Source organism: Ruegeria sp. CH8, assembly GCF_056536985.1.
This window is the reverse complement of record NZ_JBQFQR010000002.1, coordinates 1-12693: the sequence shown is the minus strand read 5'-3', so window position 1 is coordinate 12693 and position 12693 is coordinate 1. Positions and strand designations below refer to the sequence as shown.

The 12693-nt window shown below is 59.3% G+C and carries 14 protein-coding genes and 1 pseudogene; 9 read left to right on the top strand and 6 right to left on the bottom strand.

Annotated elements, in window-relative coordinates; translation table 11 throughout:
- Positions 1-75 precede the first annotated feature (75 nt).
- On the top strand, positions 76-654 hold the full coding sequence (locus ACR0ER_RS02090) for a thymidine kinase (protein WP_480767519.1): 579 nt from the start codon (positions 76-78) through the stop codon (positions 652-654).
- Here ACR0ER_RS02090 and ACR0ER_RS02085 read toward each other — a convergent pair.
- The 5 genes from ACR0ER_RS02085 to ACR0ER_RS02065 all read right to left on the bottom strand — a co-directional run bounded on the left by ACR0ER_RS02085 (position 651) and on the right by ACR0ER_RS02065 (position 3843).
- Positions 651-1601, bottom strand: coding sequence for a 2-hydroxyacid dehydrogenase (locus tag ACR0ER_RS02085; RefSeq protein ID WP_480767518.1), 951 nt, complete (start codon positions 1599-1601; stop codon positions 651-653). The two genes, ACR0ER_RS02090 and ACR0ER_RS02085, sit on opposite strands and share 4 nt — an antisense overlap.
- Entirely contained in the window at positions 1601-1939 is a 339-nt protein-coding gene (locus ACR0ER_RS02080; protein ID WP_480767517.1) for a tRNA-binding protein, read from the bottom strand. Before ACR0ER_RS02080 ends, ACR0ER_RS02085 begins: the two co-directional genes overlap by 1 nt.
- On the bottom strand, positions 1932-2747 hold the full coding sequence (proC, locus tag ACR0ER_RS02075) for a pyrroline-5-carboxylate reductase (RefSeq protein WP_480767516.1): 816 nt from the start codon (positions 2745-2747) through the stop codon (positions 1932-1934). Before proC ends, ACR0ER_RS02080 begins: the two co-directional genes overlap by 8 nt.
- A gap of 36 nt (positions 2748-2783) precedes the next feature.
- Complete coding sequence (locus ACR0ER_RS02070) at positions 2784-3284, bottom strand: type III secretion system chaperone family protein (RefSeq protein WP_480767515.1); 501 nt, start codon at positions 3282-3284, stop codon at positions 2784-2786.
- A 310-nt stretch (positions 3285-3594) separates the two neighbouring features.
- Positions 3595-3843: an accessory factor UbiK family protein gene (locus ACR0ER_RS02065; RefSeq protein ID WP_050604795.1), complete on the bottom strand. Its 249-nt coding sequence runs from the start codon at positions 3841-3843 to the stop codon at positions 3595-3597.
- A 97-nt stretch (positions 3844-3940) separates the two neighbouring features.
- Between ACR0ER_RS02065 and lgt the strand changes: the two genes are divergently transcribed.
- The 4 genes from lgt (at position 3941) to ACR0ER_RS02045 (ending at position 8160) form a co-directional block, all read left to right on the top strand.
- On the top strand, positions 3941-4828 hold the full coding sequence (lgt, locus tag ACR0ER_RS02060) for a prolipoprotein diacylglyceryl transferase (RefSeq protein ID WP_480767514.1): 888 nt from the start codon (positions 3941-3943) through the stop codon (positions 4826-4828).
- The gene (locus tag ACR0ER_RS02055; protein ID WP_480767513.1) at positions 4825-5892 is read left to right on the top strand and encodes a class I SAM-dependent methyltransferase; all 1068 of its coding nucleotides are present in this window, start codon (positions 4825-4827) and stop codon (positions 5890-5892) included. The genes lgt and ACR0ER_RS02055 overlap by 4 nt, the downstream gene beginning before the upstream one ends.
- On the top strand, positions 5889-6647 hold the full coding sequence (gene pgeF, locus ACR0ER_RS02050) for a peptidoglycan editing factor PgeF (RefSeq protein ID WP_480767512.1): 759 nt from the start codon (positions 5889-5891) through the stop codon (positions 6645-6647). Before ACR0ER_RS02055 ends, pgeF begins: the two co-directional genes overlap by 4 nt.
- Positions 6648-7377: 730 nt before the next feature.
- The gene (locus ACR0ER_RS02045) at positions 7378-8160 is read left to right on the top strand and encodes a Hint domain-containing protein (RefSeq protein WP_480767511.1); all 783 of its coding nucleotides are present in this window, start codon (positions 7378-7380) and stop codon (positions 8158-8160) included.
- A gap of 116 nt (positions 8161-8276) precedes the next feature.
- Here ACR0ER_RS02045 and ACR0ER_RS02040 read toward each other — a convergent pair whose 3' ends face one another.
- The gene (locus ACR0ER_RS02040; RefSeq protein ID WP_480767510.1) at positions 8277-8777 is read right to left on the bottom strand and encodes an Lrp/AsnC family transcriptional regulator; all 501 of its coding nucleotides are present in this window, start codon (positions 8775-8777) and stop codon (positions 8277-8279) included.
- A 226-nt stretch (positions 8778-9003) separates the two neighbouring features.
- Here ACR0ER_RS02040 and trxB point away from each other — a divergent pair, with 226 nt between their 5' ends.
- The 4 genes and pseudogenes from trxB to ACR0ER_RS02020 all read left to right on the top strand — a co-directional run.
- Positions 9004-9945, top strand: a complete 942-nt coding sequence (gene trxB / locus ACR0ER_RS02035) for a thioredoxin-disulfide reductase (protein ID WP_480767509.1) — start codon at positions 9004-9006, stop codon at positions 9943-9945.
- 4 nt (positions 9946-9949) lie between these two features.
- Complete coding sequence (locus ACR0ER_RS02030) at positions 9950-10408, top strand: RES family NAD+ phosphorylase (protein WP_480767508.1); 459 nt, start codon at positions 9950-9952, stop codon at positions 10406-10408.
- A gap of 58 nt (positions 10409-10466) precedes the next feature.
- Positions 10467-12137, top strand: coding sequence for an adenylate/guanylate cyclase domain-containing protein (locus ACR0ER_RS02025; RefSeq protein ID WP_480767507.1), 1671 nt, complete (start codon positions 10467-10469; stop codon positions 12135-12137).
- A 217-nt stretch (positions 12138-12354) separates the two neighbouring features.
- Positions 12355-12693 (top strand): annotated as a pseudogene (locus tag ACR0ER_RS02020) (adenylyltransferase); the annotation flags it as partial.

Genomic DNA, 12693 nt, shown 5'->3' with positions numbered 1-12693 from the left:
ATCAATGGCGACGTCGCCTTTTTCCCGGGCATTGGCATCTTGCCCAAGGGGAGCTGGCAATCTAGACCCGGACACATGGCAAAGCTCTACTTCAACTACTCCACCATGAACGCGGGCAAATCGACCGTGTTGCTGCAGGCCTCGCACAACTATCGCGAGAGGGGCATGGATACCTATCTTATGACCGCAGCGCTGGATGGGCGTGCCGGAGTGGGGAAGATCGCCTCACGAATCGGGATTTCCGCCGAGGCCGATACATTCTCGGTCGGTGATGACGTGTTTGCGATGATTGAAGCGCGCTTGAACCGAGGCGAGATCGCCTGCGTCTTTGTCGACGAGGCGCAGTTTCTGACCGAAGAGCAAGTCTGGCAACTGGCCCGCGCCGTGGATGATCTACGCGTTCCGGTATTGGCCTATGGGCTGCGGGTGGATTTTCAGGGGCGCCTGTTCCCTGGCTCGGCGGCCCTGCTGGCGCTGGCTGATGAGATGCGAGAGGTCCGCACGATCTGCAAATGCGGTCGCAAGGCGACGATGGTGATTCGTCAGGACGAGAACGGTAATACCATCACCGAAGGCGCACAGGTGCAGATCGGCGGGAACGAAACCTATGTCTCGCTCTGCCGCAAACACTGGCGCGAGGCGGTCGGGTCTTAAACCGGGTTCAGTAGCGCGCGGCCTTCGACAAAGGCCGCGACATTATCCAGCGCCATATGGCCCATATCGGTGCGCACTTCCTCGGTCGCGGTGCCCAGATGGGGCAGAAGGGTTACATTCTGCATATCGCGCAGGGCCTGCGGGACGGCGGGTTCGAATTCGTAGACATCGAGCCCCGCCCCCGCGATCTCGCCGGCTTGCAGTGCCGCAATCAGAGCCGACTCGTCCACAACCTCGCCACGCGCGATATTGATCAGGATGGCCGAGGGGTTCATCGCCCCAAGCACCAAAGCGTTGATCAGGTGACGGGTTTCGTCACCGCCGGGGACAGCAAGGATCAGGAAATCGACAGATCCGGCCAGCGCCTTCAGATCGCTTGTGTACACGGCTGGAAAGTCCAAATCTTTGGCGCTGCGTGACTGGTACGCGACTTGCATTCCGAACCCGAAATGACACCGTTGCGCGATGGCCTGGCCGATACGCCCCATGCCGACGATACCAACCCGTTTGCCGCTGACGTGATGGCCCAGCATCTGCGTCGGGTGCCAGCCTTGCCACTCGCCTGCCCGAACCAGTCGCTCGCCTTCACCCGCACGACGGGCAGTGGTCAGCAGCAGGGTCATGGCGATGTCGGCGGTGGCATCGGTGACCGCGCCGGGCGTGTTGGTCACGGCAACGCCAGCGGAACGCGCGGCGTCCACGTCGATATGATTGTAGCCAACGCCGAAATTCGCCAGCAGTTTGCAGAGGGGATTGGGCACGTCGGCGAAAACCTGAGCCGAGAATAGATCACCCAGCGTGGGCACGACCACGTCGAAGTCCGTTAGCGCGCGCAGCATCTCATCGCGGGTCATCGGCAGTGTTTCACTGCGAATTTCAGCGTCGAACTCGGCACGAGCGCGGGCCTCGACGGCGGCGGTCATCGGGCGGGCGATAAACAGTCTCATCAGTGCATCCGCCCGCCGACAGGAACTTCGCCATCTGGCCCGATCAGAACGACCTCACCGTTTTCATCCGGCAGGCCCAGCACCAGAACCTCGGACATGAAGCGGCCGATCTGGCGTGGCGGGAAGTTGACCACGGCCACCACCTGCTTGCCCACCAGCGACGCGGGATCGTAATGTGCGGTGACCTGGGCCGAGGTTTTACGCTCGCCAATCTCATCGCCAAAATCAATCCACATCTTGATCGCAGGCTTGCGGGCTTCGGGATAGGGCTCGGCGCGGATCACCTCACCCACGCGGATATCGACCTTGAGGAATTCGTCGAAGGTAATCTCACTCACGGGACAGCTCCTTGGATCGGTCGGTGGCGGCTTTGACTGCGCGGTGCAGCAGATCAGGGAAGCCTTCTTCTTCGTGCATCAGCACCTCAAGTGCCGCCTGTGTAGTGCCATTGGGCGACGTCACATTTATTCGTAGTTGCGAGGGGTCTTCCTCGGCCACCATCGCCAGCGCACCTGCACCTGCAACGGTGGACTTGGCCAGCTTCATCGCCAGTTCATGCGGCAATCCCTGCGCCTGACCAGCAGCGGCCAGCGTTTCAATCAGGTGGAAAACATAAGCCGGACCCGAACCACTGAGGCCAGTGACAGCGTCCATCTGCGCCTCATCATCAAGCCGGACGGTCTCGCCAATCGCCGACAGCAGATCTTGGGCCAGCGCAACATCGGCATCCGAGGCAACAGAATTGCCGATCAGCGCGGTGATTCCCTGCCGGATCGCGGCAGGTGTGTTCGGCATGGCGCGCACGATCGGAGTGCTCTCACCCAATACGGATTCGAATGTGGCAATCGAGGTGCCCGCAGCAACCGACACGAACAGGCTGCCCCCGCCGCCCAGCGCTTTGATCGCGGGCAAAGCCTCACCCATCATCTGCGGTTTGACGGCCACCAGAACCACCGCGGGCGCTTCGGGCAACGGGGTGTTGATATTGACGCCCTGCGCCTTCAACCAGTCCGAGGGGTTCGGGTCGATCACCCAGACGGCTGACGCAGGAAGGCCATGCTCCAACCATCCGGCGAGCATGGCCGATCCCATCTTGCCGCAGCCCAGAAGCACCAGCCCCTGCTCGGCGACGCGTGACATGTCCATGATTGCCCCTCCCCTTAGTCGGCTTGGGGCAAAGCTTTACGCGCGGCCGTAGGCCTCTGCAATGGCGACTTGCATCGCTTCTTCCGGAGTACGGTTACCCCATGTGACCAGTTGGATCGCCGGGTAGAACCGCTCGGCGCTCAGCACCGCTGCGTTGATCAGGGTATCGATCTGTTCGGGGCTGGCCATCTGACCACCCGCCAGCACCAGGCCGTACCGATAGACCATCAGTTTCTGATTGGCCCAATAGGTGAACGCCCCCGCCCAGCACTGATCGTTCATCTTGTTCAGCAGCTCGTACAAATCGCCTTCACGCTCGGACGGCGGCTCCATTTCAAAGGAACAGACCATCCGAAGGGTCTCGTCATAGTGCGACCAGGCCAAAGTGATCGAGTATGTGCGCCACTGCCCTTCGACAGCCATAGCGATCTGATCATCCCCGATCCGGTCAAAGTCCCAGTCGTGGTGTTCAGCCAAATGTTCAACAATATCGATCGGATGAAGGTCTTCTTCGAGAAACTGCTCGGAAAGGGCCATAATGCCACCTCACTAATCTCTAGCATTTCGGGGCTGGCAGCGCCCCAGCGCTAGTTGCCTGCTCTACAAGCCGGGCTTCCCCCGTAGGCCTGTACTAAATATGGTGCGACGCAAGATGGGTTCTGGCAACCCTATTTATTGGGGATAACAGCAATAAGTTGTGGACGAATGGCCACGGCGATCAAAATATTGGCACATGACGCAGCTTTGTCTTGATTAAATTCTGCAAGGCGGCAAGATACACAACACCGCACAATCCGGGCTGGATTGCACGGCGAGTAGCTTATTCCAAAAATCTCTGAGTCGGACGTTACTTGTCCAGTTTTGCCTCAAGCGCGGCAATGCGTGCTTCAAGCGCTGCGTTCTCTTCACGCGCCTTCTGAGCCATCGCCCGGACGGCATCGAATTCCTCGCGCGTGACGAAATCGCGGTCAGCCAGCCAACGGTCGATCATCGACTTCATCGCGTTCTCGGCTTCTTCGCGCGCGCCTTGAGCCACACCCATGGCGTTGGTCATCAGTTGGGAAACGTCATCGAGGATCTTGTTGCGGGTTTGCATGGCTTTACTCCGAAATCGCGGTTGGTCTCTATATGGGGAATGATTGACGCGGGCTCAAGGTTGACTTGCCCCGCAAACCCCGGGCAATGAGACGCACATGCAGGCTGTTCTGAATTTCCCCGATCTGTCGCCCGAATTGTTCTCGATCTCGCTGTTCGGGATGGAGTTCGCGCTGCGGTGGTACGCGCTGGCCTATATCGCCGGTATCCTGATCGCTTGGCGGATAGGGATCATGGCGCTGAAGCGCCCGGGCCTGTGGCCCGACAAGACACCACCAATGAAGCCCGAACAGCTAGAGGATCTGATCACCTGGATCATCATCGGCGTGATTCTGGGTGGGCGCCTGGGGTTCGTGCTGTTCTATCAACCTGCTTATTACCTTTCGAACCCGGTGGAGATTATGCAAGTCTGGCAGGGCGGCATGGCTTTTCATGGCGGGCTGCTGGGTGTGGTGATCGCCTCTTACCTTTATGCGCGGCGTCACCAGCTTCCGATTCTGTCCATGGCCGACCTGATCGCACATACAGTACCACCGGGATTGCTGCTGGGGCGTTTGGCGAATTTCATCAACGCCGAACTCTGGGGACGGCCCAGTGAGTTGCCTTGGGCTGTTATCTTTCCGGGGGCGGCCGCACAGGATTGCCCCGGCGTGGTCGCGGGCATGTGCGCGCGGCATCCCTCACAACTCTATGAAGCCGCGTTAGAGGGGCTGCTGCTAGGCACCCTGCTGCTTTGGCTGGTCTACCGGCGCGGGGCTTTTCACAAGCCCGGCCTGATCATGGGACTGTTTATGGCGGGCTACGGAGCCTCGCGGTTCATTGTCGAGTTCTTCCGACAGCCTGACGCACAGTTCATCTCGGTCGGTAACCCGCTGGGTCTGGCCCTGCAGGTCGACGGCTATGGCCTGACGATGGGGCAATTGCTGTCGCTGCCGATGATTGCGCTTGGCTTGTGGTTCGCCTGGCGTGCAAGATCGGTTTCATGAGCCTGAAAGATCATCTGCTGGCGCGGATCGTGCAAGACGGCCCGATGAGCGTGGCCGACTATATGACCGAATGCCTGCTGCACCCGGCACATGGTTATTACACCACCCGTGACCCTCTGGGCGCGCAGGGGGATTTCATCACGGCCCCGGAAATCAGCCAGATGTTCGGAGAACTGATCGGCCTGTCTTTGGCGCAGAGCTGGCTGGATCAGGGGCATCCTGAAAGTTTCGTGCTGGCCGAGCTTGGCCCGGGACGCGGTACGCTGATGGCGGATATGCTGCGCGCCACGGCACGCGTGCCGGGGTTTCTTGAAGCTGCGGAGGTGGTGCTGGTCGAGGCTTCACCCACACTGCGGGACATTCAGGCGGAGACCTTAAAGGACCATAACCCGCGCTGGATCGATTCGGTTGCGGACCTGCCCGACGCCCCTCTGTTTCTGGTCGCGAACGAGTTCTTCGACGTCCTGCCCATCCGCCAGTTTCTGCGTGACGGCGATGGCTGGCGCGAACGGCTGATCGGTCTGGATCGCGACGCACTAACCTGGGGGCTGGGGCCGCCTGGCGAACAGGTTGCGCTGAAGGATCGGCTGGATGACACCAAAGATGGCGATCTGGTCGAGCTTTGCACCGCGGCGATTCCCATCATCACTGTGATCGCCGGACGAATCGGCACCCATGGCGGGGCCGGTCTGATTGTGGATTATGGCGACTGGCATTCACAAGGTGACACGTTTCAGGCGTTGCAGGCGCACGAACGCACAGACCCTTTGGCCCTGCCCGGTCAGGCCGACCTAACCGCGCATGTGGATTTCGAGCCATTGGCTCTGGCGACCCGCGCGGCAGGATGCGCTCATTCGCGCCTGACACCGCAAGGCGTGTTCCTTGAACGGCTGGGAATCACCACCCGCGCACAAATATTGGCAGAGCCGCTCGGCGGGTCTGAGCTTGAAGCGCTGACTGCCGCACATCACCGGTTGACGCACCCCGAGGAAATGGGAAACCTGTTCAAGGTGCTGGGCCTCTACCCCACCCCTTCCTCGCCACCACCGGGACTAGAGCCATGACCCTGGAAATTCTGACCTCAGATTTGCTATCGCCCCTGCGTCACGGGTTCTTCAGCCGCCGCGGAGGTGCCTCATCCGGTGTATTTTCCGGCCTCAATTGTGGGTACGGTTCATCCGACCAAACCGAGGCCGTTTCGGTGAATCGCGAACGGGTGGCGCAGGCGTTGGACGTAGCACCTGCGGAACTGATCGGTGTTCATCAGGTGCACTCGCCGACCGTTCTGACCGTCGATTCCCCGCTCAATGGCGATAAACCCAAGGCCGATGCGGTGGTCACGGCAACGCCCGGTCTGGCCCTAACGATTCTCACCGCCGATTGCCAACCGGTTCTGTTCGCCGATACTGACGCAAACGTGATCGGGGCCGCCCATGCCGGGTGGCGGGGCGCTCTGGACGGGGTGCTTGAGGCAACCCTGGACGCAATGGAAGCCTTGGGCGCGAAGCGGGAAAACACCGTGGCCGTGATCGGCCCGTCGATCTCGCAACGCGCGTATGAGGTAGGCCCCGAGTTTCTGGACGAGTTTGTCGCCGATTCTCCGGAAAACCTGCAATTCTTCGCAAATGGAGACGGCGACAGGCTGCAATTCGACCTGCCCGCCTTTGGGCTGCACCGGCTGCGTCAGGCGGGAGTCGGTCAGGCCGAGTGGACACGCCATTGCACCTATTCTGACCCGGACAGATTCTATTCCTATCGCCGGTCAACCCACGCGAAAGAGGCCGATTATGGCCGCCTGATTTCCGCTATCAGACTTTAAAACCGCGCAGGGGCAACTGCGGTTTCGCCGCTTTTTCGCCACAATCTTTTGCCTATCTGAGTCGCAACATTTTGACTTATTTGTCCGCACTCAGGGGTCACCTATCAAAACCTCAGCAGAGCGAGACGCGTCCGGAAAAGAGGAATCGCAAACCGTTCTTTGTCCCGAATTCATCCCGGATCAGCCTTATCGCTGCCGCAATGGCACTGCAGGTTAAGGCTTCAGAAGGAAACCGGGGCAAAAGCCCCCAATGCGGGCAGGAACATAGCATGAAGACGAAATCACGCTTTCTCAGCGCCGTGGTTGCGGCCACCAGAGAGCACGAATTGGAGATGCCGTGGAAACGAGTCTCCAGTCACTCGGTCAGGGTCGCACGCCGACTGGCAGTTCGCCGCTGACCGTAAATGCCCAAGGAACCAAGCTGCCGGTTCCAGGGGCCAAGACGCACACCGGAGGGGTGCTCCGATCCGATGTGCGACCTGTCGCGACAATTGTGCGCGTTTCAGGTTCGGAGCGTGTGTGCGCCGGCAATTTCGCCAGCGTTTGTGTGAGTTTGTTTGGGGGGTCAATGTCGTGACCAAAAACGTGGGAATTTTCATCGCGACAAGCGTCCTGTGCGCCTGCCGCCCTGCGGTCGCCACCTTCCTTCGAGACAATAGTAAATCCGATAAGGCGGGCCTGCACGGGGGTTCAGTCTGTCTGTTCGGACGTTAGAGGGGAAATAATTGTAATGGACATTCCACGTTCATTGTCGCGCGCTGCCAGAAATGCCGTCGAGACGTCGGCATTGCTACGCGACGCGCCAAGACCAACAACACAGAAAAAGGCGCAGCTGCGGCGCTATGAAGTCAGCACGCTGATGAAAAACGGGGATGTAGTACAGACCCGGCACATTGCACCTGCCCTGCCAATGTTCGAAGATGCCTTCTGCGCCTTTACGCGTGGATCTTTGGTCGAAACCGAGTTCGGACCGATGGCGATCGAAGACCTGCTGCCCGGCGATACCGTTCTGACGCAGAACGGAACCTCGGAAACGGTGCTGTGGAAAGGCTCGGTTACCTTGATTCCCGGACGCGAGGACTTCCGCGGCCGGACGCGGCCGCTGACACGGATCATGGCTGACACGTTCGGAATGCAAAAGCCGATGTCGGGTGTCATCGCAGGGCCCGCTGCGCGGCTACTGGGAACGCCCACACATCTTCGCCATCTGCACGGTGACGATCAGGTCCTTACCCCGATCCACGAGTTTCAAGACGGCATGAGCGTCATTGAAACGCTGCCACCAACACCGATCGAGCTGTTTCATATATGTCTCAAACGCCACGCTGTTATCAGGGTCGACGGGCTGCAATTCGAGACCTATCATCCAGGTGTTAACGCCATACGGATGGTCAGCCAGTCACTGAAGTCGATCTATCTGAACCTGTTTGCGCATATCGACACGCTGAACGACTTCGGGCCGTTGGCGCTGCCGCGCGCAGGGGATGGAGAGATGGATGCGATAACAGCCTAAATCCGGGTAAATTCTGCAATGTGGGGGCATTATGCAGTTATTAATAAGTTGGGTCTTTTACATGTTGGTGGCAGCTTTTCTGCCACCAATGAAACCGCATCCGAAGGCGGCGGCGGTTACGCCGTCCGGCTCATTCGTTCTTCCAGAACATCAAAGGGCACGCCGGGTTCGTCTTTTGCGCCGCGAATGACGAGCGAAGTCTTGACGCTGGCCACGTTCGGCGTGGTCAGCAGATCGCCTGTCAGGAACTGCTGAAAGCTGCTCAGGTCCGGTGAGACGCATTTCAGGATAAAGTCTACCTCGCCGTTCAGCATGTGGCATTCCCGCACCAACGGCCATTCACGGCAGCGTTCCTCGAAGGCGCTCAGTTCGGATTCGGCCTGGCTTTCCAGACCGACCATAGCAAAGACCTGAACCTCGAATCCCAGCTCGCGCGAGTTCACTTCGGCGTGGTAGCCGCGGATCAGGCCCGATTCTTCCAACGTCCGCACCCGCCGCAGGCACGGAGGCGCAGAAATACCCACGCGCTTTGCCAATTCGACATTGGTCATGCGGCCGTCTGCCTGCAATTCCGCCAGAATCTTCCGGTCAATCTCATCCAGCCGTATCGCGACCATCGAATGCTCCTGATTTTTCGGTTGTTATATCAGCACCCGGCGGATGCGCAATAATCTTTCGCGGTCGCGCAATATTGTTTATTTTCAATGTCCTTTTTTTGTGCGCCATTCTCAGGGCGCATAACGGATGTGAAACAGGAAGGGGCTTTAAGCGCGGCACTGGGGTCGCTATATCCATCGGCCAAGGGCCGCGCGCCCAAATCAGGCAGATCGAGTTGGGGGTACCATGGCCGAAACACGTCACACCAAGGTTCTGATCATCGGATCGGGACCGGCCGGTTACACTGCGGGCGTCTACGCAAGCCGCGCAATGCTGGAGCCGATTCTGGTTCAGGGCATCGAGCCCGGCGGTCAGCTGACAACCACCACGGATGTCGAGAACTATCCCGGCTTCACCGAAGTTCAGGGGCCCGATCTGATGATCAAGATGCAGGAGCACGCTCAGGCCATGGGCTGTGAGGTAATCGGGGACATAATCAGCGATCTGGATGTCTCGAAACGCCCCTTCACCGCTAAGGGCGACAGCGGCACCACCTACACCGCCGATGCCGTCATTCTGGCCACCGGTGCGCGTGCGAAATGGCTGGGCCTGCCCTCGGAGGACAAATTCAAGGGCTTTGGCGTGTCTGCCTGCGCCACCTGCGACGGGTTCTTCTATCGCGGTCAGGAGATCGTAGTGATCGGCGGCGGCAATACTGCGGTGGAAGAGGCGCTGTTCCTGACCAACTTCGCCAGCAAAGTGACACTGGTCCACCGTCGCGACGAATTGCGGGCCGAGAAAATCCTGCAGGATCGCCTGCTGAAACACGAAAAGATCGAGCCGCTGTGGTTCCACGAGCTGGAAGAAGTGGTCGGCACCGATGCCCCGCTGGGTGTCGAAGGCGTGCGCGTCAAGAACGTGAAAACCGGCGAGATCACCGAGATTCCCTGCAAGGGCGTCTTTGTAGCCATCGGCCACGCGCCTGCCAACGAACTGGTCAAGGACTCACTGGAAACCCACATGGGCGGTTATGTCGTGACCAAGCCGGGCTCGACCGAGACCTCGGTGCCCGGTGTCTTCGCCGCTGGTGACCTGACCGACCACATTTATCGTCAGGCCGTCACCAGCGCCGGAATGGGCTGCATGGCCGCGCTGGACGCGGAACGCTTCCTGGCGGAGCAGGACTAACCCAGTGCTGGAATTCTCCGGCCCCGTCTGGAGAATTCTGTTTCTGTCACAGATCGACGCCTCTCTGGCCCCTGCAAAAGCGCCCGAGGGGCGTTTTCATTATGCGGGGCAGACAGCGCTTTATGCCTCTTTCAGCGCAGAGGGTGCCGGTGTTGCGATTCGGAGATATGTCTCGGACGGTGACCCACCACGGGTCTTGCAACGCGCCCGCATCACGAACGCTCAGTTGATGGACTTACGCGGGCAACCCGACGTTTCGATTGTCTGGCAAGACATCCACGACGCTCAGGGGCGTTCACCCACATGGCAGTTTTCCGACGAAGCCCGCGCGATGGGCGCCGATGGGTTGCTGTACAGCTCTCGCTCGCGCCCCGAACTCAGCCATGTGGTGCTGTTCAACATCTCCCCTGCTTTGATCCGCACGGATGCTTCGGCAACCGAATGGATTCCGTCTTATTCTTGACCCACTCGCTTACGCGTATCAGACTCATGCCCAAGCAAAGCGAATGCAGGTGATCTGATTGAGTAGCGTTCTATGGCAAGGCGGGTGGGCAACCCGGCTGAGGATCGGCAGTGGCCTGATCCTGTTCACCTTTGCCTTCTTCCACTTCATCAATATCGGACTGGGGCTGTTTCACACCGATTACCTTCACGGCATGCAAGATGGGCGCAAAACCGTCACGCGCCACGATGCCATGAGCGTGGTTTTATATGCCGCCTTGCTGATACATGCCGGGCTCGCATTGTACTCGATCAGCCAACGCAGAACGTTACGGATGCCGTTTTCAACCGGGTTGCAGGTTGTGCTTGGCTTGCTGATCCCGCTGCAACTGATCTCACACATCGTGCAAACGCGCTATGCGCATGAAATCTATGATGTAAATGACGAGATGGGCTATATCATCGTCCTGATGTGGCCCGGCACCGTGATCTGGATGCAGAGCCTGCTTTTGCTGGTGGTGTGGATTCACGGCTGCATCGGACTGCATATGTGGCTGCGGCTGACCCGTTGGTGGTCAAAGACCGTACCCTATCTGATCGGTCTGGCGGTGTTTATCCCCTCCTTCGCTTTGGCCGGGCTGCTGACCGAAGGGCGTCGCATCTGGGCGGAATTTGCCGACCCGTTCCTGCGTGAGCAGTATGTCGAGCATTACAACTGGCCCTCGCCCGAAGCCTTCGAGGCCATGTTCAGCGTCAAGGACAATGCGTTGATGGCTTTTTGGATCGCGCTTGGGACCGCGCTGGCGGTCTACGCGCTTCGCAAATTGTGGCGTCGTAGGCATTCCGTACGTGTAAAATATGTCGAAGGTCCCGAAGTTGTGGCTGAAAAGGGCATGACACTGCTTGAGATTTCGCAGGCCAACGGCGTTCCGCATACCGCCCTGTGCGGCGGCAAGGGGCGCTGCACGACATGCCGGGTGATCGTCGAGGATGGCGCAGAAAACCTCCCTGCGCCTGGCGAAATAGAGGCCCGAAGCCTCGCTGCCGTTGGCGCTCCAAACGGAGCGCGGCTGGCCTGTCAGATTCGTCCGACCGAAACGCTTACTGCGTATCGCATGTTCCGCCCGGAAGGAGGACGACACCGAGCCCATGCCAGCCAAGGGCAAGAACGCAAGTTGGCCGTTCTGTTTCTGGATATGCGCGGGTTCACATCACGCACTACCGGTCAATTGCCCTATGACATCGTGTTCCTGCTGAACCGGTTCTTCGACGCCATTGTTCCCTCGATCACCGCAGATGGCGGCGTGGTCGACAAATACATGGGCGACGGCCTACTGGCGGTGTTCGAAACGCCTGACACGGAAAGCTCGGCTCGCGCCGGATTGAAAGCTGCGATGGACGTCAGCGGTGCTCTCGCGCAGTTCAACCAGCGGCTTGAGGCCGAGGGCAGTCCCCGCATACGCATCGGGATGGGGCTGCATCTGGGTGATCTGGTGCTGGGGGAAATCGGTGCTGCGGGTCATGCTGCACGCACCATCATCGGCGACGCGGTCAACGTAGCCAGTCGGCTGGAGGGGGAAACCAAGGCGCTGGGGGTCGAACTACTGGTCTCGGCCGAATTGTTGCAAGCGGCAGGGTATGAGGGTGATCAAACCCACATGAGGCGTTTTGAGCTGCGCGGCGTGACACGCCCGATTCCAGCCCTGCCCGTGGCAAGTGCTTCGGAGTTGCTGCTTACTAGCACAGGATAGGAACACTTGTGCTGAATCCGCGTCTCGACCTCTCATTAATGGGAAATAAGTCGCAAAAACCTCTCGGCCTGCGAAAAATCCTTCCAATCCGAGAAAAAACCACACATATCGTCCTTAATTCAATCAATGTATATGGACTTCAATCAGCAGTCGGGACACATACCCCGCAAATGCCCCGGAACCACCGGTAAAACCGCACTTCGACAAGAGTATTCTTATGACGATGTTAAGCAATCTAGCTCCGATCTCCGAGTTGTATGTATCTTATGACTCGGCTCAAAAGCTGAAAGTGGAGGCCGCCGACCTGACCAGTTGGGATCTGAGCCCGCGTCAGATCTGCGATCTGGAGCTTCTGATGAATGGCGGGTTCAACCCGCTCAAGGGATTCCTGTCCGAAGCTGATTACGACAACGTCGTCGAAAACATGCGCCTGGCCGACGGCACCCTGTGGCCGATGCCGATCACGCTGGACGTCAGCGAAGAGTTTGCCGACGGAATCGAGCTGGGTCAGGATATCGCCCTGCGCGATCAGGAAGGTGTGATCCTCGGCACCATG